This window comes from Riemerella anatipestifer (assembly GCF_009670965.2).
GTDB classification, from domain to species: domain Bacteria; phylum Bacteroidota; class Bacteroidia; order Flavobacteriales; family Weeksellaceae; genus Riemerella; species Riemerella anatipestifer_B.
On record NZ_CP073239.1, the window covers coordinates 842,030 to 862,947 of the forward strand.

The following is a 20,918-nucleotide window of genomic DNA, read 5'->3' on the forward strand; positions in this document are numbered from 1 at the left end:
CAGTAGGATAATCGTAACAGCTATTTTTAATATTCTGTATTTGTTTTTCATTTTAAAGTTCTATGCTTCCTTTAACCAGCTTACAATACCATCATAAAGCGTGTCTATATCTCCTGCACCTACCGTAAGTAAAATATCAAAGTTTTTATTTTTAATTTTACCAAAAGCCTCCGACAAACTAGAAACCTCTTTGTCTGCCAATGTTACTTTTTCTAACAACCAATCTGAACTAACACCCTCAAAATCCTTCTGTAGTTCTCTCGCAGGATAAATATCTAAAAGCACCAACTCGTCTCCTTGCGACAGACTTTTAGCAAAGTCATCTGCAAAATCTCGCGTTCTACTGAACAAGTGCGGTTGGAACACTACCAAAAGTTTCTTATCTGGATAGAATGTTCGTATAGAGCCAATTACCGCATTAAGCTCCGTAGGATGATGGGCATAATCGTCTATATAAATCTTTCCGTTAGGGAAAATATGCTTGGTATATCTCCTTTTAATGCCTTTAAATTTAGCCAAAGCCTCTTTTAAATCTTCTAAAGAAACACCTATTTTATGCAAAACAGCCAGTGCTGCCGTGGCATTTTCCACATTATGAATGCCTGGTATTTCCCAACTAAAGCGTTGAGTTTCCCCATCTGGAGTATAGAAATTAAACGATATAGAGTCTCCCTCCAATCTCAACTCATCTGAATAATAGTCAGCCTTTTCGTTCACAGCATAGGTAGTCGCGTTTCTATCCAAGTTTATACTTTTTCGTACAAAAAGCTGACGCTCCTCCGATACCAAATGAGCAAAATCTCTAAAGCCTTTTTCTATGGTGGTTTTATCCCCATAAATGTCCAAATGGTCTGCATCTGTAGAAGTTATAATTGCCCAATCTGGAGCCAAGTTAAGAAAACTTCTATCATATTCATCGGCTTCCACTACAGAATAATCGTTACCATTAAATATAAAATTAGACCCAAAGTTTTCGGCAATACCTCCCAAAAATCCAGAAAATGACAAATTAACTTCCTTACAAAGATGGGCTACCAAGCTAGAAGTAGTGGTTTTACCGTGAGTTCCTGCAACAGCGATGCACTCGGTTTCACTAGTAATAAGTCCTAAAACCTTCGCTCGTTTAAGTACCGTAAAGCCTTTTTCTTGGAAAAAATCTAAAATGCCTAATTGTTTAATTGCTGGCGTATAAATTACTAAAGTGTCTTCGGGTTTAAAGACTTTTATTTGCTCATCAATACTATCTTCAAAACTGATTTTTATCCCTTCCGAAATAAGTGCTGAAGTTAGTTTAGTAGAAGTTTTATCATAGCCTAAAACCGTTTTCCCAATGGAATGGAAATATCTCGCCAAAGCAGACATACCTATCCCTCCAATGCCTATGAAATAAAAATTTTGATATGTACTAATATTTTGCATTTCTATTTAAAAACTTTAATTATTTCATCTACAATTTCCTCTGTCGCCTTTGGTTTTGCGAAATAAGATAGGTTTTGCCCCATTTCCTTTCGTAAATTTTCGTTGCTACAAATTTCTGAAAGTGTATTCCAAAAACGCTCTTTCATCTCCACATCTTTTACCATTCTTGCTGCATTTTTCTCAACTAAAACCATTGCATTTTTGGTCTGATGATCCTCTGCTGCGAAGGGAAGAGGCACCAATAAAATAGGCTTCTTAACTACCGCTAACTCCGAAATAGCAATCGCACCTGCTCTGGACACAATCACATCTGCCGCAGAATAAGCTAATGCCATATCTGTGATAAATTCCTTTAGTTGGATTGTATCTTCTTCTAAATTAACCTTATCTTTAATCGTTTGATATTCTGTTTTTCCTGTTTGCCAAATCAGTTGCCAACCTTCCTTTTTAATCCTTTCCAAATTTTCTAACCAGCCATTATTAAGTGTTCTAGACCCCAACGAGCCTCCTACGGAAAGAATACTCAATTTATTAGGGTCTAACCCTAACTTTTCTTTAGCCGTAGCAGTATCTGTAAGCCCTTCCATTAAAGATTGTCTAATAGGATTTCCTGAAAAAACAGTTTGGGTTTTTGGAAAAAAGTGAGCCATATCAGGATACGCCGTAAAAACAACCTTAGCTTTCTTTCCTAAGAAAAGATTTGTTTTCCCAGGTAGAGAGTTTTGCTCCTGAACAAAAGTAGGCACCCCCAAACGAGAAGCCATATATAAAGCTGGACCACTGGCAAATCCGCCTGTACCTATTGCCACATGAGGTTTAAAATCTTTTATTATGCGATTAGCTTTTCTAACACTAGAAATAATCTTGAAAGGTAGTTTAAAATTTGCTAAAAGGCTACTCCTATTAAATCCTGAAATATTAAGTCCTTCTATTCTAAACCCAGCTTGAGGCACTTTCTCCATCTCCATCTTATTCTCTGCCCCAATGAACAAAAATTCCGCTTTAGGAAATCGTCTTTGTATCTCTTGAGCAATGGCTATCGCAGGGAAAATATGCCCTCCCGTACCACCACCACTCATTAAAACTCGAGGTGCAAAATCTTGATTGATATGATGTATATTTTCTGACATTTTATTCTTTAATATTAAATTAGCTTTTAGGCAATATCATTTATTTCCTCGATGTTTTGTTTTTTACCAATGCCTTCTTCATCATAAATTTGTATCCTAGAGCTAATATTGAGTATTAAACCTAATTGAGCGTAAGTTACTAACATAGAAGTACCTCCGTAACTTATCAGTGGTAAAGGCTGTCCCGTTACAGGAATGAGATTAAGTGCCACCATAATATTAGCACTGAGCTGAATGAAAATCATAATTCCTAAAGAAATAACCAATAGAGAACCAAAGAAAGCCCTAGTTCTACTCGCTATAATTAGTATTCTTATAATGATAATAAAATACATACCTAGTAAAACCATTGCTCCTATCACACCATATTCTTCTACAATAATGGCAAAAATAAAGTCTGATGCCGACTGCGGTAACCTCTGTTTAAGAGCACTTTTGCCTGGTCCTTTACCTGTAATACCTCCGTGTACTATAGCTGCCTTAGCGTGCATCACTTGATAATTTTTAGCCTTTACTGCATCTCTTTCGGCACTATCTAATTGTGCGTCTTTTGAGGAGGAGAAAGATTCTACCCTACTTATCCAAGTATGAACACGGTTGTTAGGCATTAAATTAGTGTTCAATGCTACCAAAATAAAAATAATAGACGCTAGGCCCGACAAAGAGACAAACCCTGCAATATATTTCCAAGGGAATTGCCCTATTATAAGGACAATTAGTGAAGTAGCTAAAATCATCAGTGCTGTAGAACCATTATCTTTAGCCACTAAAATAAATACCAATAGTATAGGTCCAAAAACATACATAATGTTTTCTATGGGAAGCCTCTGTCTTTGAATATTTTTAGTTAAATAACGGCATAGATAGATAACTAACATCAAAGCTGCCAACGCTGACGGCTGAAATGAAATTGCAGTACCTGGTATTTTAAGCCATCTAGAAGCACTCGCCCCATCTATGGTTTGCCCTGTAAAAATAGTAACTCCTAAAAGAATTACGGAAATTACAAGAAGTATGGAACTCAACTTTCCTATGAATTCATATTTTATCGCTCCGATGACTCTCATCAAAAATAACCCTAAAGCAATGAACATCACATGCTTGATAAGGTGGCTGGTGGTTGTTCCTGTATTTACAATGTACTCTAAATTAGAACTCGCCGAATAAACAGGAAGTATAGAGAATACAGAAATAAGAATTACTGTAATCCACAGCACTCTGTCTCCTTTTAGATATTCTATTTTTTTATTTACTTCTGTATGCTCCATTATTTATTATTTTAAAACCTCAGCTTTAAACTTTTCACCTCTATCTTCGTAATTTTCAAATAAATCAAAACTTGCACAACACGGCGAAAGCAGTACAGCATCTCCTGCCTCTGCTATGGATTTTGAAATTTTAATAGCTTCCTCCATACTAGAGGTATTATAGATAAACTCTTTTTTATCTCTAAAGAAATCTATAATCTTTTGGTTATCTATACCTAAACAAACAATTGCTTTTACTTTCTTCTTAACTAATTCTTCTATTTCGGTGTAATCATTGCCTTTATCCACTCCTCCTACAATCCAAACGGTAGGCTGTGTCATACTTTCTAAAGCGTAATAAGTAGCGTTTACATTAGTCGCTTTACTATCGTTGATAAATTTAACTCCATTCAGATTAGCTATTTCCTGTAACCTATGGTCTACAGCTTGGAAAGTCATCAATGAATTTCTAATACTTTCATTGCTAATATTAAGTATTTTACCCGCTATAGATGCTGCTAAGCTATTAGCCACATTATGATTTCCGATAAGAGCTAAATCTCTAATTTTCATAGTAAACTCATCTTGAAGTTTTACCACAATGTTTTCATCGTCCATATATCCACCCTCTGCTAGAGTTTCTTTTATGGAGAATGGCACTTTTTTAACCTTTAAATCTAACTCTTGAAGAATTTTTTGACTCATTTCATCATCTTTATTATAGATGAAAAAATTATCATATTCTTGATTTTCAGTAATTCGGAATTTAGCTAAAGCGTACTCCTCATAATTATAATTGTATTGGTCTAAATGGTCTTGACTCAAATTAAGAAGCAACGAAATGTATGGTCTAAAATTTTGAATATCATCTAACTGAAAACTACTGATTTCCAAAACATAATAATCAAAAGATTCATCGGCTACTTGTTTAGCAAAACTCTTCCCTATATTGCCTCCCAAACCTACATTCATCCCATTATCTTTAAGGATATGATAGATGAGAGAAGTAGTAGTAGTTTTACCATTACTACCCGTAATTGCCACAATTTTGGCATTAGTAAATTCCGATGCAAATTCTATTTCGGAAGACAGCCTTATTCCTTTCTGATTGATTTTAAATACAATATCTGCCTTTTTAGGAATACCTGGGCTTTTGACCACCCAATCGGCATTTAAAATTCGCTCTTCATCGTGCTGACCTTCTTCAAATTCTATATTGTTCTCTATCAGTTGTTTTTTGTATTCTTCTTTTATGCTTCCTCTATCGGATACAAAAACCTCCATACCTTTCTTTTTAGCAAGGTAGGCTGCCCCAAAACCACTTTCTCCAGCTCCTAAAACTACTATTTTCATAGATTCCTTAATGTTTTTATTGAAAATATTTATCTGATTTTAAGTGTAATTAAACATATAATTGCTAAAACTACCCCTATGATTATCATTCTATTAACAATCTTACTTTCGTGGTAACCACTCTTTTGATAATGATGATGAAGAGGAGACATTTTAAACAATCGGTTATTTTGAGCATATTCTAATCCATACTTTTTCTTTCTGTATTTGAATACTGCTACCTGAAGCATTACCGATAAGTTTTCAATTAAAAAGATTCCACATAGCACAGGTATCAATAATTCTTTTCTTAGAATAACGGATAAAACCGCAATAACTCCGCCTAACATTAAACTCCCCGTATCACCCATAAATACTTGAGCAGGATAGGTATTATACCAAAAGAAACCAATAACCGCTCCTACCATCGCTACCGCAAAAATGGTAGTTTCTCCCATATTAGGCAGGAACATAATATTGAGATAATCTGCAAAGATGATATTCCCCGAAACATACGCAAAGAAAGCTAATGTGAGTAAAATAACCGCACTCGTACCTGCGGCTAAACCATCTATCCCATCGGTAATATTAGCTCCATTGGAAACAGCTGTAACAATAAATATCGCCATCGGAATGAAAACCACCCAAGCCCATTCTTCCGCCTCTTGCTCATCCATCCAGAAGAGAATACCACTATAATCAAACTCGTTATTTTTAATCATTGGTACGGTAGAAATCACTTTTTTTTCTTCCTTCATAAAGTTCTGTTCTACATTGTTGCGATTAATCTCTTTTGCGTCTGCATATTTTCTTTTAACGGTAATATCAGAATTAAAAAACATTGTAACACCAACAATTAGTCCTAAACCAACTTGACCTATGACTTTAAATTTACCACTTAAACCGTCTTTATTCTTTTTTATTTTCTTAAGATAATCATCTATAAAGCCTATTGCTCCCATCCAAAGCACAGATACAATGAGTAGAATAATGTAAATATTCGTAATCTTAGTAAAAAGTAATACAGGTATTAAGGTGGCTATAATGATGATAAGCCCTCCCATAGTAGGAGTGCCTTCTTTTTGTTTTTGCCCATCTAACCCTAAATCTCTCACCAACTCTCCCATCTGTTTTCTACGAAGAAAATTGATGATTTTTTTACCATAAACCAATGCAATAATAAGCGACAACAGAACCGCCATAGCAGCCCTAAAAGAAATGTACCTCAACAGGTTAAGACCTGGTATATGTATGCCGTTAGCCGTAAGATATTCGTATAAGTAGTATAACATATTTGTATTTCTTATTTTTAAATTATTGTTTTTCTATTTACTCATCATTTTACACAATTCTAATATCACCTCTTTATCATCAAAGTGATGTTTTACCCCATTAACCTCCTGATAAGTTTCGTGACCTTTCCCCGCCACGAGTATAATATCTTTTGGCTCTGCAAATTTTATAGCCATTTTAATAGCTTCTCTTCTGTCTGGAACTACCGTATATTTACTAAAACATTGTGGCTCCACGCCCGCCTCTATCTCTTGGATAATGGTGTTAGGGTCTTCTGTTCTAGGATTATCTGATGTAATAATTGCTAGAGTAGATTTCTGTGTGGCTATTTTACCCATTTCTGGGCGTTTGCTATGGTCTCTATCACCACCACAACCAAACACACTAATCAACCTTTCGTTTTTAGTTCGTATTTCGTTGATGGAATCTAGAATATTCTCTAAAGCATCTGGCGTGTGTGCATAATCTACCACAAAAAAGATTCCTCCTTCTGACTTTATCGTTTCAAACCTACCATTAACTCTTTTCAGTTGGGAAATTGCCGTAAGTATTTCCACTTCATCAAACCCTAGCTCTCTCGCTATACCGAATACTAAAAGCAAATTATAGACATTAAACTTCCCTGTCAGGCTCGTCCAAACTTCTTTACCATTAAAATTGAGCAACATTCCGTTAAAATCCACCTCTAACAATCGCCCATGATAATCGCTTAAAGTTTTTAACGCATAGGTTTTCTTTTTAGCCTTGGTGTTTTGGAGCATTACCAATCCGTTTTTATCATCTAAATTAGTAATTGCCACCGCAGAATCTGGCAAGTTATCAAAAAATAATTTTTTGGTATTAAGGTATTCCAAAAAAGTTTTATGATAGTCTAAATGGTCATGAGTAATATTGGTAAAACCTGCCACTTTAAAATGTAAACCTTCCGTTCTATTTTGATGAATACCGTGAGAAGAAACTTCCATAAAGGCATACTCACAACCCTGTGCCACGGCTTTTGCCAATAGTTCATTAAGTTTAACCACATCTGGTGTAGTGTGTGTAGATGGGAAAACTTCGTCACCAATCCTATACTCCACCGTAGAAATAAGTGCAGACGAATAGCCCAAATTCTTAAACACATCAAAAAGCAAGGTAGATACAGATGTTTTACCATTAGTCCCTGTAACTCCTACCAGATTAAGCTTTTCCGAAGGATTACCATAGAAATTAGATGCTAATTGCCCCAATGCTTTAGACGAATTTTTCACTTTAATATAAGTGATGGTTTCATCTAAAACTTCAGGTAAATCTTCCAATACAATAACTTTAGTTTCTTTTTCTATTGCAGAGCCAATAAACTGGTGCCCATCTGAAACACTCCCTTTGATAGCTACATAAAGGCTTTTTGCTTCTGCCTTTCTACTATCAAAAATAATAGAGTTTACCTCAATGTCTAATGCACCGATGGTTTCTAAAACTGGTATATTATGTAATAACTCTCTGAGTAACATTTTTATTTTCAATTTTTATTTTTGTAGTGTAAGATAAATTTTTTGGTCTTTTTTTATGATAGTTCCCTCTTTAGGAAACTGCTCCAAAACTTTACCTACACCTTTATAATCTACACGATACCCCAAATTCTCCAACTGAGGGATAACTTCTCTACCTGCCATACCCACTAATGCAGGCATCTGCTGACGGTTTATTGCTATCTTTACCTTAGGAGCGGTCATCTTATTTAAATTCACTTTTTTATCTTGGAGCATTTCTTTTTCCACATTCAGTGGTGTTTTTAAGAAAGTTTTTCCTGCTATTTCCTTAAACACCGGAGCCGCCACCGTACCTCCATAAAACCCAATAGAAGTATCAGGCTGGTTAACCATAACAATACAAGTATATTTTGGATTATCCGAAGGATAAAACCCTGCAAAAGATGCCTGATATTTCATTGGTCCAGCTTTCCAGTATTCAAATCTTGCCGTGCCTGTTTTTCCTGCCATTTTAAGGTTAGGTGTAAAGATACTTTTTGCTGTACCTTTTTCTACCGCTTTAGTAAGAGCATCTGTCATCATTTTTATGGCTTTATCTGATGCCATCTTATTTACCATTACCTCTGGTTTGGCTTCGTATGTAATCTTACCGTCTTTCATTATTTTGTCTATGAAAAGAGGCTTTACCATTTTACCATTATTAGCAATACCATTATAAAATGTAGCTAACTGCAACAATGTAAAGTTGGACGAATATCCATAAGACAAAGACGCCAAAGTAGCTTTGTTCCACCTCTTATCTTCTGGAGTAACTATCTTTGGTTTTGTAATCCCTGGAAGTTCTATATCCATCTTATCAAACATCTTCCATCTTTTAAGATGATTAAGGAATACCTCTGGCTTATCCGCATAATATTTAGTAATGAGTTTTGCCGTACCCACATTACTTGATTTTGCCAAAACATCACTAATCTCATAAGTTCCTCCACCGTGTCCGTCAGAAATTCTTTGCTTAGCGTAAGTCCATACTCCACCACCTACATTTACGGTTGTATTTTCATCTATAAAACCGTCGTCCATCGCTGCCAAAAGAGACACTACCTTGAAAGTAGAACCTGGTTCCGTAGCATTTTTTATAGCATAGTTATATGAATCTACATAAACCCCACTTTCTTTTTTTCTGAGATTTACCATTGCTCTTACCTTTCCCGTTTGGGTTTCCATAACGATGACCGTCCCATGGTCTGCATTAAAACTTATTAGCTGCTTCTCCAGTGCAGAATGAGCAATATCTTGTATCCTTAAATCAAGAGTAGTATAGACATCTTGCCCATCAACAGGTTCTTTAGCCTTCCAATGGTCAATAGGTTTCCACTGGGTGGAATTAACCCTTTGTTCCAGTCTTGAACCGTCTTTGCCCGATAGATATTCGCTAAACGCTCCTTCTAGTCCAGATTTATAGGCTTCGTTATCCATACCTATAGTTCCAGAACCTATTTTTGCGGTAGCCAATTCTCGCTTGTATTTTCTATCAATGATAAAACCGCCCTTATTTTTACCCTTATTAAAGATAGGAAACTTTCTTATACGGTCGTACTCATCAAAATCTAAATCTCTTTTAAGAGAATAATACTGATTACCTTTTTTCCTTTGAGCATCAAAATTTTCCCTAAAGTAATGCTTAGGTTTCCCAAACATTTTGCTTAAAGAATCGGTAAGAGCTCCTATATTTTTACTATACAGAGTATCTTTTATAGTCTTAAAATCTATATAAACATCATACCTCATAACTGTAGTAGCAAGTATAGAACCATCTGATGCATACAAATTTCCTCGTGCCGCCTTTAACGTTGCTTCTCTATAGTTTTTGTTAATATAATCCTCTTCTATCTCCTGAACATTAGTATTTTGCAATAAGAAAATACGAATAATAAAAGTGATAAACAAAAAGAAGGCAGCACCTCCAAAAAGATACCCCCACACTAAAGTTTTATTTCTTTTCTTATCAAATTCGTTCTTAGTTTGCATTAGTAGAATCTAATTTTATAATCAATTTATGAGGATGATTTTCTAATGGTACTAAAGAATCCTTAACTACTTCTTTCCCCAATTCGCTCTCTAATTTTATTTTGATTAATTTACTTTGTGCATACGCATTTCTAGATTTATACTCCTCTGTTTGCTCTTTCAAAGTATTAATTTGCTTTATTTTTTTGCTCGCTAAATGGTTGGTATAGATAATCCCTGCCATCATTACAGCTAATAATATAAAATACTTGTAATGAGCCTGTATCTCATCACGATTTAAGAAATTACCCTTAACAATATCACTAAAGGTTAGTTTCTTTTTTTTATATGTTTGTTTTTTAGCCATCTCTAACTTTCAAAAAAACATTTATACCTTAATACCTACCCTCATTTTAGCACTTCTCGCTCTAGAGTTAGCCTCAATTTCTTCCTCCGTAGGAACAAATGCTTTGGATTGTAACAATTCAAACGCTTTGGTATAATTCCCATAAATATCTCTTTCAGGCTCACCATCAAACATTCCATTCTTCAAGAAACGCTTTACCAACCTATCTTCCAAAGAATGGTAAGATATTACGACTAATCTTCCACCAGGTTTTAGAATTCTGTAAGCCTGTTCTAACATTTCCTTTAAAGCCTCCAATTCTTGATTAACCTCAATTCTTATCGCTTGAAATAACTGCGCAAAAAATTTATTCTGCTTATGTGGAGGAATATATTTAAAAACACTTTTTAAATCTTCTGTTGTCTTAATCGGTTTTGATTTTCTGTAATGAACTAACTCTCTCGCCAATCTTCTCGCTTCCCTTAACTCTCCATAATGATAAAATATATCAGCTAAATGCTCTTCCTCGTACTCATTAACCACCTTTTGAGCGTTTAAACCTTGCATTACATTCATTCTCATATCTAGCGGCGCATCACTCCTTGTAGAGAACCCTCTTTCCGCTGCATCAAACTGATGAGAAGACACTCCCAAATCAGCCAATATCCCATCTACTTGGGTAACCCCATACAACATAAGAGAGTTTTCTAAAAATCTAAAATTTTGATTGATAAGTGTAAAACGCTCATCGTCTAATTTATTTTCTAAAGCATCTAAGTCTTGATCAAAACCAAAGTGCCTCCCAGCAGGAGACAACCTAGAAATAATTTCCCTAGAGTGTCCACCACCTCCAAAAGTACAATCTATATAAACCCCATCTGCATTTTGCACAAGAGCATCTACACTTTCCTTTAATAAAACCGACTGATGATACATCTTCTTAATTTACTATAATTTACAAACCTTCCCAATCACTCCCCATTACTTCCTCTGCCAAGCTAGCAAAGTCTTCTTCTTTTATTGCTATATTTTCTTCGTAGGATTTTTTATCCCATATTTCAAAAAAATCTCCCACACCAGAAATCACTATTTCTTTTTCCATACCAGCAAAGTCTTTTAAATCTTTAGGTATCTGCACTCTATCCGATTTATCCACCTCCACCGCCTTTACTCCCGCAGTGAAAACTCTTATGAAATCTACATTTTTCTTTACAAACCTATTCAGTTTATTTAGTCGCCCCATTAGAGACTCCCAAGTACTCACAGGATAAACTTCTAAACATTTCTGAAACACCGCTCTCTTTATCACAAAATCCTTCCCATGAGTTTCCGACAAAAGCTTCGCCAACGCTGAAGGCAACTTTATTCTGCCCTTATCGTCTATCTTACACTCATATGTTTCAAAGAAATAATTCATCGGATACAAAAATAGATAATATTTTCTAAAAATTTCCACTTTTTACCACTTTTTAACTCATTGTGGATAAGTTTTATCTAATCCAACAAATCCACATAACCATCTGATTATCTAAATATAACAAAACATTTCATACATCTCTAATAAAACCTCAATCACACAGAAATTTCTAAGTATAAAAAAGTAAAACATTATGATTTTTATATCGTTTGTTTAATCTTTAATTTGTATTTTTGCAAGGCTTAGTAGTGTTTTTATGATTTTTAAAACTAAAAAAGAAAAGAAGTTCAATTTTATTGAAGAGGGAGAGGGACACCCTTTGGTACTCCTGCATGGACTTATGGGAGGACTGAGCAATTTTGATGATATGGTAAAATTCTTTTCTGAAAAAGGGTATAAAGTCTATGTCCCAGAACTACCTATATATGACCTTCCTGTTCTGAACACGAATTTAACTGCTATTTCAAAATTCGTTGCAAAGTTTATAAAAGAGGAAGTTAAAGAGCCTGTTACTATTGTAGGCAACTCTATGGGAGGACATATAGGGCTTATCCTTACACTATCAAAACCTGAACTTGTTAAAAACTTAGTTCTTACAGGAAGTTCAGGATTGTACGAAAAATCTTTTGGAGATAGTTTCCCTAGAAAAGGAGATAAAGAGTATATTAGAAAAAAAACACAAGAAGTTTTCTATGACCCTGTCGTAGCTACAGACCAACTAGTAGATGAGGTATTTTCTGTAGTTAATGATAGAATGAAAGGTATTAAAACCGTAATGCTAGCCAGAAGTGCTATAAAGCACAATATGATAAAAGATTTACCTAAGATTACTTGTCCAACCTGCATTATTTGGGGCAAACAAGACAATGTAACTCCTCCGGAGGTAGCGGTTGATATGCACAAATATATCCCTAATTCAGATTTGTACTGGATAGATAAATGCGGACACGCAGCTATGATGGAAAAACCACAAGAGTTCAACGAAATTCTCCTCTCTTGGCTCAAGAAGGTTAATAAATAAGAACTAAAAAAATAGAGGAAGCCTAAATGCTTCCTTTTTTATTATTTAAAATTTAATACTAATAAAAATGATTTCTATAAAAAATGCCGAGTTTGTTAAAAGTAGCCAAAAGTGGCAAGAATGCCCCGAAGCTAATCTTCCAGAATATGCATTTATAGGGCGTTCTAATGTGGGAAAATCCTCACTAATCAATGCCATTACAGGAAATAAAAATTTAGCTAAAACCTCCCAAACTCCTGGAAAAACTCAACTCATCAATCATTTCATTATCAACGAAGAGTGGTATTTAACCGATCTTCCAGGTTATGGCTACGCCAAAGTTTCTAAAACCCAAAGAAAAGATTTTGAAAAACTAATTACCAATTATATCCTCAACCGAAAAAATTTGGTAAATCTTTTCATTCTTGTAGATATAAGACATACGCCTCAAAAAATAGATTTGGAATTTATTGAATGGTGTGGCGAAAGTGGCATTCCGTTTTCTATTGTTTTCACAAAAGAAGACAAACTAAAGCCTAATGCCGCTAAAAGAAATGTAGAAGACTACACCAAAAAACTACTAGAAAATTGGGAAGAAGCTCCACAAATGTACATTACTTCCGCCGAAAAGAAAACAGGCACAGAAGCTATTCTAGAATACATAGAACAAACTAACCTATTTTTACAGCAGAATAAAGTTAACTTTAATGAATAATATCAATACTACAGATTTGACTTGGCATATTAAAGCCTTTGATGAGCTTTCTGCTTTGGTGCTTTATAAAATCATGGTTGCTAGGCAAGAGGTGTTTATTATAGAGCAAGATGTAAAATATCAAGACGCTGATAACACAGACCAAAAAGCCTTTCATATATGGGCAGAGAATAGTGAAGGGCAACTATTAGCTTATTGTAGAATCTTCCCTGAAGGTGTAAAATACAACGAAACCTCAATAGGAAGAGTACTCACTACCTCTCTTGGAAGAGGAAAAGGCATAGGAAGACAACTCGTATCTTACGCCATAGAAGCCATAGAGAATATATATAAAACTTCCCGAATCAGAATATCTGCCCAAGACTATCTTTTGAAATTCTATTCAGAATACGGTTTTTCTGATACTGGTAAAAAATATTTAGAAGATAATTTACCACATACAGAAATGGTTCGACAGTAATTTTAATATTACTTCAACCAACCTAAAGCTTCGAAATGAGCTTTAAATTTAGCTACTTTTGGTCCCACCACGGCACTACAATAAGGCTGGGTGGGATTTTCTTTATAGTACCCTTGATGATAACTTTCTGCTTTCCAAAACTTTTTAAAAGGAGCAAGTTCTGTAACATAAGTACCACTCCATTTTCCTGTTGTCTCAGATGTTTTTATAGCCTGTTCCGCTTTTTGTTTTTCCTCTTCTGAACGATAGAAAATCACCGAACGATATTGTGTTCCTATGTCCTCCCCTTGTCGGTTAAGTTGAGTTGGGTCGTGTAGAAAAAAGAATACCTCCATCAGTTGTTCAAAAGAGATTTCATTAGGTCTATAAGCTATCTGTACCACTTCCGCATGTCCTGTTTCTCCTGTACACACCTCTTCATAAGTTGGGTTTTCTTTATGACCTCCTGAGTAGCCAGACTCTACCATTTCTACTCCTTTTAGCATATTGAAACAACTTTCCACACACCAAAAACAACCACCTCCTATGGTTAAGTATTCTATATTTTCCATATTCTCCTTTTTATTTAAAGAAACTTGTGTTTGGTTATTTTTACAATCAACCAAACTTATAAAACTCACCAAAAGTATTAAAAAATTCTTCATCAAAACAAGTTTTCATTTTGTTAATAGCCAATTTCTATCTTAAAACCTATACCCAAAATTGGCATAGGAATTGGGACTATAAAGCACTGCTTTAATTCTACTTATTTAAAAGCAAATTAAAGACAAAAATAACTAGTACAAAAACAAAAAAGCGACAGTTTGTCACTTTTAACATTTATTGAAGCCATAAAGATATGATTGATATTGAAGAACTTTCTCTAGACGGACTTTTAAATGAAAATTTCAGTTTCGTAACTGAAGAAATTCAAGAAAAAGCAGAAAATACAGAGCAAAACTTATTTCCTATCCTTCCTGTAAGAGATATGGTGATGTTTCCTAAAATTATTATGCCTATTACTGCAGGGAGAGAAAAATCTATAAAATTATTACAAGATGCACAGCTTAATAACGAAGTTATAGGCATCATTTCTCAAAAAAATGCTAAAGAGCAAAATCCTACCGAGAAAGACTTATACAAAGTAGGAACTACTGCCAAAATACTTAAAATCATTAAACTTCCCGATGGTAATATCACCGCAATTATGCGAGGTGTCGGAAGGTTTAAACTAAATAAACTTGTACAAAAAGAGCCTTTCTTAAAAGCTGAAATAGAAAAACTAAACGAAACTTCTACCAAAAGCAAAGAAGAGTACGAAGCTCTTATAGAAAACATTAAAGAGTTAGCTCTTAAAATTATAGAGCTAGACCCACAAATTCCTAACTCGGCAAGGTTTGCAATTACAAATATTGAATCTCAAGAGGAACTCCTCAATTACATCTGTGCTAATGCAAAATTTACCGCAGAGGAAAAACAAAAGTTATTAGAAACCAAGAGCTTTTTAGTTCGTGCAAAAAAATGTTACGAACTGATGCACGATGAGTTTAATAAATTAGAACTCCGCAACATTATCCATCAAAAAACTACAAGGGAGATGGATAAAAACCAAAGAGAATATTTTCTGAATCAACAAATAAAAGCCATACAAGAAGAGCTTGGCGGTGGTCCAGAAAACGATGCCGCAGAACTCCAAGAGAAAGCAAAAAAAATAAAGTGGAGTGAGGAGATAGAACAACATTTCCAAAAAGAAATACATCGCCTTAACAGACAAAACCCTCATTCTCCAGACTACAATGTACAAAGGAACTATCTTGATTTTTTCACAGATTTACCTTGGGAACACTACTCCAAAGATATATTTGATTTGAATAGAGCCGAAAATGTACTCAACTCCGAACATTTCGGTATGGAAGATGTTAAAAAACGGATTCTAGAATACATTGCCGTTCTCAAGTTAAAAAACAATATGAAATCGCCTATCCTTTGCCTTGTAGGACCTCCAGGCGTGGGGAAAACCTCATTAGGAAAATCCGTAGCAGATGCTTTGGGAAGAAAATACATCAGAATTTCTCTAGGAGGACTACATGACGAAAGCGAAATTAGAGGACACCGAAAAACCTACATCGGTGCTATGGCAGGACGCATACTCCAATCCATCAAAAAGGCAAGCACCTCTAATCCAGTTATCGTATTAGACGAAATAGATAAAATAGGTCAAGGCATACACGGAGATCCTTCCTCTGCCCTGCTAGAAGTCCTAGATCCAGAACAAAACAAAACCTTCTACGATAACTTCCTAGAGATAGGGTATGATTTGTCTAAAGTCATGTTTATTGCAACTGCCAATAGTCTAAATACCATTCAAAGACCACTATTGGATAGAATGGAGGTCATTCAGCTTTCAGGCTATACCGTAGAAGAAAAAGTACAAATTGCAAAAAAACACTTAATAAAAAAGCAAATCGCAGAAAACGGATTAAAAAACACCCAACTAAAACTAGGAGTTAAAGAAATCACTCATATCATAGAATCTCACACTAGAGAAAGTGGTGTGAGAAATTTAGAGAAAAAAATAGCCAAAATAGCACGATGGGTTGCTCTACAAATTACAATGGAAAAAGAGTATAATCCTAGAATCAACATTGCTACCATTGACGAAATATTAGGCGTTCCTATCAAAAAAAATCTATCTGAAATGCTAGATGTTCCTGGTGTAGTTACAGGTCTAGCGTGGACGAGCGTAGGAGGCGATATTCTTTTTATCGAAAGTATTTTATCCGAAGGAAAAGGAAATCTCACTATGACGGGTAATCTAGGAAATGTAATGAAAGAATCTGCCACCATTGCACTAGAATACATCAAAGCAAAGCACCAAAGCCTAGGAATAGAACAAGAAACTCTATCCAAAAACAACATACACCTACACATTCCCGAAGGAGCCACACCAAAAGACGGTCCTTCAGCAGGTATAGCTATGCTGACCTCAATGGTCTCTAGCTTCAAAAATAAAAAAGTAAGACCTCATATCGCTATGACAGGCGAAATTACACTAAGAGGTAAAGTGCTCCCAGTAGGAGGTATTAAAGAAAAGCTATTAGCCGCATCTAGGTCAGGCATCAAAGAAGTTATCTTATGTGAAGACAATAAGAAAGACTACGAAGAGATAAAGGATAAGTCTTTAAATAGCCTAAAAATTCATTATGTAAACACAATGGAGCAAGTCATTACCCTTGCATTAGAAAGTTAAAATTAGAGGTAAAGTTTATATTATTTTAGCATAAAAACTCGTTCCATCATTCTGTGGAGTGAGTTTTTTTTTTGGCGTGTCCCTTGTCCAAGGCTAAAGCCCTTGCTAAGGTCGGTCTACGGGCAGTCGCTATCTCACAAAGCCCACACCTATCCCTTACACCTTTGTAAGATGAGCTCCAACAATGCCCTTCGCCCTCACGCAACATTACCTATCACAACACTCCAACAAAAAAAGCCTCTAGCAGTATTGCTAGAGGCTTTTCAAAAATAAAAACTGGCGGCGACCTACTCTCCCACTTTCGTAGTACCATCGGCGCTGGTGGGCTTAACTTCTGTGTTCGGAATGGGAACAGGTGAGCCCCACCGCTAAAACCACCCTAAAGGTCTTTATAAGAGATTAGAGGTTCGATATTAGAACTTAGAGTTTGAAAACGGTTGTTGTAACCATTTCTATTATACTAACGTCCAATATCTTTAATCTAACGTCTATTTTATCGGTAATTTTCATCACAAAGACAAAACCTTGCTCGCACTTATAAGGCTTCTTTAACATAACCCATTAGGCTATAAATCTACGGGTAATTAGTACTACTCGGCTATGCTGTTACCAACTTTACACCTGTAGCCTATCAACGTGGTCATCTCCCACGACCCTTAAAAGATGTCTCATCTTGAGGCAGGTTTCGCACTTATATGCCTTCAGTGCTTATCCTTACCAAACTTAGCTACTCTGCGGTGCGCCTGGCGGCACAACAGATACACCAGAGGTTTGTTCAAATCGGTCCTCTCGTACTAGATTCAAGCCCTCTCAAACATCTAACGCCCGCAATAGATAGAGACCGAACTGTCTCACGACGTTCTGAACCCAGCTCGCGTGCCACTTTAATGGGCGAACAGCCCAACCCTTGGGACCTTCTCCAGCCCCAGGATGTGACGAGCCGACATCGAGGTGCCGAACCTCCCCGTCGATGTGAGCTCTTGGGGGAGACTAGCCTGTTATCCCCGGAGTACCTTTTATCCTATGAGCGATGGCCCTTCCATACGGAACCACCGGATCACTATGTCCTGCTTTCGCACCTGATCGACTTGTAGGTCTCACAGTCAAGCACCCTTATGCCATTACACTCTACGCACGGTTACCAAGCGTGCTGAGGGTACCTTTGAAAGCCTCCGTTACTCTTTTGGAGGCGACCACCCCAGTCAAACTACCCACCACGCAATGTCCTCGTTTCCGAGTTAGGCTCTAAGTAAACAAAGGGTGGTATTTCAACAACGGCTCCACCAACACTAGCGTGCCAGCTTCATAGCCTCCCACCTATCCTACACATTGTTTACTCAAAGTCAATACGAAGTTATAGTAAAGGTTCACAGGGTCTTTTCGTCCCATTGCGGGTAATCGGCATCTTCACCGATACTACAATTTCACCGAGCTCGTGGCTGAGACAGTGCCCAGATCGTTACACCATTCGTGCAGGTCGGAACTTACCCGACAAGGAATTTCGCTACCTTAGGACCGTTATAGTTACGGCCGCCGTTTACTGGGGCTTCAGTTAATGCCTTCGCTTACGCTAAGCACCTTCCTTAACCTTCCAGCACCGGGCAGGTGTCAGACCCTATACAGCATCTTTCGATTTAGCAGAGTCCTGTGTTTTTGATAAACAGTCGCCTGGGCCTCTTCACTGCGGCCAACATTACTGTTGGCGTCTCTTCTTCCGAAGTTACGAGACTATTTTGCCTAGTTCCTTAGCCACGACTCACTCGAGCACCTTAGGATTCTCTCCTCGACTACCTGTGTCGGTTTTGGTACGGGTTGCTTCACTTCGGCTTTTCTTGGAACTGCTTTCCCTACAACAACTTCGCCCGTAGGCTAGGTCTCAACTATTCCGTCAGTCTTCAGTAAGTACGGCAATCCGTCCCCTTTTAGTGTGAGCAAGTATGGGAATATTAACCCATTGTCCATCCACTTCCCCTTTCGGGTACGCGTTAGGTCCCGACTAACCCTCAGCTGATTAGCATGGCTGAGGAAACCTTAGTCTTTCGGTGAGGGGGTTTCTCGCCCCCTTTATCGTTACTTATGCCTACATTTTCTTTTCTATAAGCTCCACAATACCTCACGATACTGCTTCTGCGCCGATAGAATGCTCTCCTACCGATGTATTAATACATCCCATAGCTTCGGTAATATGCTTATGCCCGATTATTATCCATGCCGGACCGCTCGACTAGTGAGCTGTTACGCACTCTTTAAATGAATGGCTGCTTCCAAGCCAACATCCTAGCTGTCAATGCAGTCCAACCGCGTTATTTCAACTTAGCATATATTTAGGGACCTTAGCTGTTGGTCCGGGTTCTTTCCCTCTCGGACATGGACCTTAGCACCCATGCCCTCACTGCTGATGAACATTTATTAGCATTCGGAGTTTGTCAGGAATTGGTAGGCGGTGAAACCCCCGCATCCAATCAGTAGCTCTACCTCTAATAAACTTAACATCAACGCTGCACCTAAATGCATTTCGGAGAGTACGAGCTATCTCCCAGTTTGATTGGCCTTTCACCCCTACCCACAGGTCATCCGAAGACTTTTCAACGTCAACCGGTTCGGTCCTCCACTTTGTGTTACCAAAGCTTCAACCTGCCCATGGGTAGATCACAAGGTTTCGCGTCTAATCCTACTAACTATTCGCCCTATTCAGACTCGCTTTCGCTTCGGCTCCGTAACTTAATTACTTAACCTCGCTAGTAAAATTAACTCGTAGGCTCATTATGCAAAAGGCACGCCGTCACAGCACTAAGCTGCTCCGACCGCTTGTAGGCGTACGGTTTCAGGTTCTCTTTCACCCTTCTATTCGAAGTGCTTTTCACCTTTCCTTCACAGTACTTGTTCACTATCGGTCTTTCAGGAGTATTTAGCCTTGGAGGATGGTCCCCCCATATTCAGACAGGATTTCACGTGTCCCGCCCTACTCTTTTATCACTTATGTATGCCTTTCATGTACGGGGCTATCACCCTCTATGGCCACTCTTTCCAAAGTGTTCTATTAAACATATAAAAGCTTTTGGGCTAATCCGCTTTCGCTCGCCACTACTTACGGAATCTCTTCGATTTCTTTTCCTCCGGGTACTTAGATGTTTCAGTTCTCCGGGTTTGCTCTGCTTACGCAGTAATACATCTTCAATGTATTGGGTTGCCCCATTCGGATATCTACGGATCAATTCGTGTGTGCCAATCCCCGTAGCTTTTCGCAGCTTACCACGTCCTTCGTCGCCTCTGAAAGCCTAGGCATCCGCCATACGCCCTTAACGATTTCTTTCCTAATATTTTTGGTTACTCAAGCACTTATAAGTGCTCGGTTTTCTCTTTGTGATGTCTTTTACCGTTAATGTCAATGTGCTTTACGCTCGCTAAATATTTAATGAACTGATGTTGTGTTTGGCTCCATCTGTCACTTTTAAATTAAATATCTAACCCTAGTGGAGAATAAGGGAGTCGAACCCTTGACCTCCTGCGTGCAAGGCAGGCGCTCTAGCCAGCTGAGCTAATTCCCCCATTAGTGTAGATGTTAGATTTCAGATGTTAGATTTTAGACATTCAACTTCTTCTAAATTCTAACTTCTAGTATCCAACCTCTATTAATTAGTAGTCTCGGGCAGGCTCGAACTGCCGACCTCTACATTATCAGTGTAGCGCTCTAACCAGCTGAGCTACGAGACTGTCTTAGATGTCAGAGTTTAGATTGTTAGAATTTAGATTCTCATCCTTATTTCTAACTTCCAACTTCTAGTTTCTAATCTCTTTCTTATCCCTGATACTAATCTTAGGGGTTATTTCTTTATATACCAACCAGTAAA

The 20,918-nt window shown here is 37.1% G+C and carries 15 protein-coding genes, 2 tRNA genes and 2 rRNA genes; 4 read left to right on the forward strand and 15 right to left on the reverse strand.

Going from position 1 to position 20,918, the window contains the following annotated elements:
• Positions 1 to 60 precede the first annotated feature (60 nt).
• The 10 genes from murC to mraZ are packed head-to-tail and all read right to left on the reverse strand — an operon-like array spanning position 61 to position 11,663.
• A complete protein-coding gene (gene murC, locus D1J36_RS03895; protein WP_154137687.1) occupies positions 61 to 1,419 on the reverse strand; it encodes a UDP-N-acetylmuramate--L-alanine ligase in 1,359 nt (452 codons plus the stop codon).
• A 2-nt stretch (positions 1,420 to 1,421) separates the two neighbouring features.
• Positions 1,422 to 2,549, reverse strand: a complete 1,128-nt coding sequence (murG, locus tag D1J36_RS03900) for an undecaprenyldiphospho-muramoylpentapeptide beta-N-acetylglucosaminyltransferase (RefSeq protein ID WP_154137686.1) — start codon at positions 2,547 to 2,549, stop codon at positions 1,422 to 1,424.
• 26 nt (positions 2,550 to 2,575) lie between these two features.
• Positions 2,576 to 3,817 carry an FtsW/RodA/SpoVE family cell cycle protein gene (locus D1J36_RS03905; protein WP_154137685.1) on the reverse strand — a complete coding sequence of 414 codons (1,242 nt, stop codon included), beginning with the start codon at positions 3,815 to 3,817 and terminating at the stop codon, positions 2,576 to 2,578.
• A gap of 6 nt (positions 3,818 to 3,823) precedes the next feature.
• On the reverse strand, positions 3,824 to 5,149 hold the full coding sequence (gene murD / locus D1J36_RS03910; protein ID WP_154137684.1) for a UDP-N-acetylmuramoyl-L-alanine--D-glutamate ligase: 1,326 nt from the start codon (positions 5,147 to 5,149) through the stop codon (positions 3,824 to 3,826).
• Positions 5,150 to 5,178: 29 nt separating this feature from the next.
• Positions 5,179 to 6,420: a phospho-N-acetylmuramoyl-pentapeptide-transferase gene (gene mraY, locus D1J36_RS03915; RefSeq protein WP_154137683.1), complete on the reverse strand. Its 1,242-nt coding sequence runs from the start codon at positions 6,418 to 6,420 to the stop codon at positions 5,179 to 5,181.
• A 33-nt stretch (positions 6,421 to 6,453) separates the two neighbouring features.
• Positions 6,454 to 7,914: a UDP-N-acetylmuramoyl-L-alanyl-D-glutamate--2,6-diaminopimelate ligase gene (locus D1J36_RS03920; protein WP_154137682.1), complete on the reverse strand. Its 1,461-nt coding sequence runs from the start codon at positions 7,912 to 7,914 to the stop codon at positions 6,454 to 6,456.
• A gap of 15 nt (positions 7,915 to 7,929) precedes the next feature.
• On the reverse strand, positions 7,930 to 9,921 hold the full coding sequence (locus tag D1J36_RS03925) for a penicillin-binding protein (protein ID WP_154137681.1): 1,992 nt from the start codon (positions 9,919 to 9,921) through the stop codon (positions 7,930 to 7,932).
• On the reverse strand, positions 9,911 to 10,267 hold the full coding sequence (locus D1J36_RS03930) for an FtsL-like putative cell division protein (protein WP_052911302.1): 357 nt from the start codon (positions 10,265 to 10,267) through the stop codon (positions 9,911 to 9,913). Before D1J36_RS03930 ends, D1J36_RS03925 begins: the two co-directional genes overlap by 11 nt.
• A 21-nt stretch (positions 10,268 to 10,288) precedes the next feature.
• Positions 10,289 to 11,182 carry a 16S rRNA (cytosine(1402)-N(4))-methyltransferase RsmH gene (gene rsmH, locus D1J36_RS03935; protein WP_154137680.1) on the reverse strand — a complete coding sequence of 298 codons (894 nt, stop codon included), beginning with the start codon at positions 11,180 to 11,182 and terminating at the stop codon, positions 10,289 to 10,291.
• Between the two features lie 19 nt (positions 11,183 to 11,201).
• Positions 11,202 to 11,663 carry a division/cell wall cluster transcriptional repressor MraZ gene (gene mraZ, locus D1J36_RS03940; RefSeq protein ID WP_154137679.1) on the reverse strand — a complete coding sequence of 154 codons (462 nt, stop codon included), beginning with the start codon at positions 11,661 to 11,663 and terminating at the stop codon, positions 11,202 to 11,204.
• Positions 11,664 to 11,919: 256 nt separating this feature from the next.
• Between mraZ and D1J36_RS03945 the strand changes: the two genes are divergently transcribed.
• From D1J36_RS03945 to D1J36_RS03955, 3 genes are all read left to right on the forward strand, one after another.
• On the forward strand, positions 11,920 to 12,684 hold the full coding sequence (locus D1J36_RS03945; protein WP_154137678.1) for an alpha/beta fold hydrolase: 765 nt from the start codon (positions 11,920 to 11,922) through the stop codon (positions 12,682 to 12,684).
• Between the two features lie 67 nt (positions 12,685 to 12,751).
• Positions 12,752 to 13,378, forward strand: coding sequence for a ribosome biogenesis GTP-binding protein YihA/YsxC (gene yihA / locus D1J36_RS03950; protein ID WP_154137677.1), 627 nt, complete (start codon positions 12,752 to 12,754; stop codon positions 13,376 to 13,378).
• A complete protein-coding gene (locus tag D1J36_RS03955; protein WP_154137676.1) occupies positions 13,371 to 13,838 on the forward strand; it encodes a GNAT family N-acetyltransferase in 468 nt (155 codons plus the stop codon). Before yihA ends, D1J36_RS03955 begins: the two co-directional genes overlap by 8 nt.
• An 8-nt stretch (positions 13,839 to 13,846) precedes the next feature.
• On the opposite strand, the gene msrA is transcribed toward D1J36_RS03955, so the two are convergent.
• Positions 13,847 to 14,482, reverse strand: coding sequence for a peptide-methionine (S)-S-oxide reductase MsrA (gene msrA, locus D1J36_RS03960; RefSeq protein WP_154137675.1), 636 nt, complete (start codon positions 14,480 to 14,482; stop codon positions 13,847 to 13,849).
• Positions 14,483 to 14,676: 194 nt separating this feature from the next.
• Here msrA and lon point away from each other — a divergent pair, with 194 nt between their 5' ends.
• Positions 14,677 to 17,067 (forward strand): endopeptidase La, encoded by a 2,391-nt coding sequence (gene lon / locus D1J36_RS03965; RefSeq protein ID WP_154137674.1) that lies wholly within the window; start codon positions 14,677 to 14,679, stop codon positions 17,065 to 17,067.
• Positions 17,068 to 17,341: 274 nt separating this feature from the next.
• Here lon and rrf read toward each other — a convergent pair.
• From rrf to D1J36_RS03985, 4 genes are all read right to left on the reverse strand, one after another.
• A 5S ribosomal RNA gene (gene rrf / locus D1J36_RS03970) occupies positions 17,342 to 17,449 on the reverse strand.
• Positions 17,450 to 17,631: 182 nt separating this feature from the next.
• Positions 17,632 to 20,380: ribosomal RNA gene (locus D1J36_RS03975) — 23S ribosomal RNA — on the reverse strand.
• 161 nt (positions 20,381 to 20,541) lie between these two features.
• Positions 20,542 to 20,615: transfer RNA gene (locus D1J36_RS03980), tRNA-Ala, on the reverse strand.
• A gap of 92 nt (positions 20,616 to 20,707) precedes the next feature.
• A tRNA-Ile gene (locus tag D1J36_RS03985) sits at positions 20,708 to 20,781 on the reverse strand.
• Between the last annotated feature and the right edge of the window lie 137 nt (positions 20,782 to 20,918).

What these genes read in the sequence shown, in the direction of transcription:
- murG (WP_154137686.1), bottom strand. Translation starts at nt 2,549, where the DNA reads ATGTCAGAAAATATACATCATATCAATCAAGATTTTGCACCTCGAGTT.
- rsmH (WP_154137680.1), bottom strand. Translation starts at nt 11,182, where the DNA reads ATGTATCATCAGTCGGTTTTATTAAAGGAAAGTGTAGATGCTCTTGTG.
- msrA (WP_154137675.1), bottom strand. Translation starts at nt 14,482, where the DNA reads ATGAAGAATTTTTTAATACTTTTGGTGAGTTTTATAAGTTTGGTTGAT.
- mraZ (WP_154137679.1), bottom strand. Translation starts at nt 11,663, where the DNA reads ATGAATTATTTCTTTGAAACATATGAGTGTAAGATAGACGATAAGGGC.
- murC (WP_154137687.1), bottom strand. Translation starts at nt 1,419, where the DNA reads ATGCAAAATATTAGTACATATCAAAATTTTTATTTCATAGGCATTGGA.
- yihA (WP_154137677.1), top strand. Translation starts at nt 12,752, where the DNA reads ATGATTTCTATAAAAAATGCCGAGTTTGTTAAAAGTAGCCAAAAGTGG.
- D1J36_RS03920 (WP_154137682.1), bottom strand. Translation starts at nt 7,914, where the DNA reads ATGTTACTCAGAGAGTTATTACATAATATACCAGTTTTAGAAACCATC.
- D1J36_RS03955 (WP_154137676.1), top strand. Translation starts at nt 13,371, where the DNA reads ATGAATAATATCAATACTACAGATTTGACTTGGCATATTAAAGCCTTT.
- D1J36_RS03930 (WP_052911302.1), bottom strand. Translation starts at nt 10,267, where the DNA reads ATGGCTAAAAAACAAACATATAAAAAAAAGAAACTAACCTTTAGTGAT.
- murD (WP_154137684.1), bottom strand. Translation starts at nt 5,149, where the DNA reads ATGAAAATAGTAGTTTTAGGAGCTGGAGAAAGTGGTTTTGGGGCAGCC.
- D1J36_RS03945 (WP_154137678.1), top strand. Translation starts at nt 11,920, where the DNA reads ATGATTTTTAAAACTAAAAAAGAAAAGAAGTTCAATTTTATTGAAGAG.
- D1J36_RS03925 (WP_154137681.1), bottom strand. Translation starts at nt 9,921, where the DNA reads ATGCAAACTAAGAACGAATTTGATAAGAAAAGAAATAAAACTTTAGTG.
- D1J36_RS03905 (WP_154137685.1), bottom strand. Translation starts at nt 3,817, where the DNA reads ATGGAGCATACAGAAGTAAATAAAAAAATAGAATATCTAAAAGGAGAC.
- mraY (WP_154137683.1), bottom strand. Translation starts at nt 6,420, where the DNA reads ATGTTATACTACTTATACGAATATCTTACGGCTAACGGCATACATATA.
- lon (WP_154137674.1), top strand. Translation starts at nt 14,677, where the DNA reads ATGATTGATATTGAAGAACTTTCTCTAGACGGACTTTTAAATGAAAAT.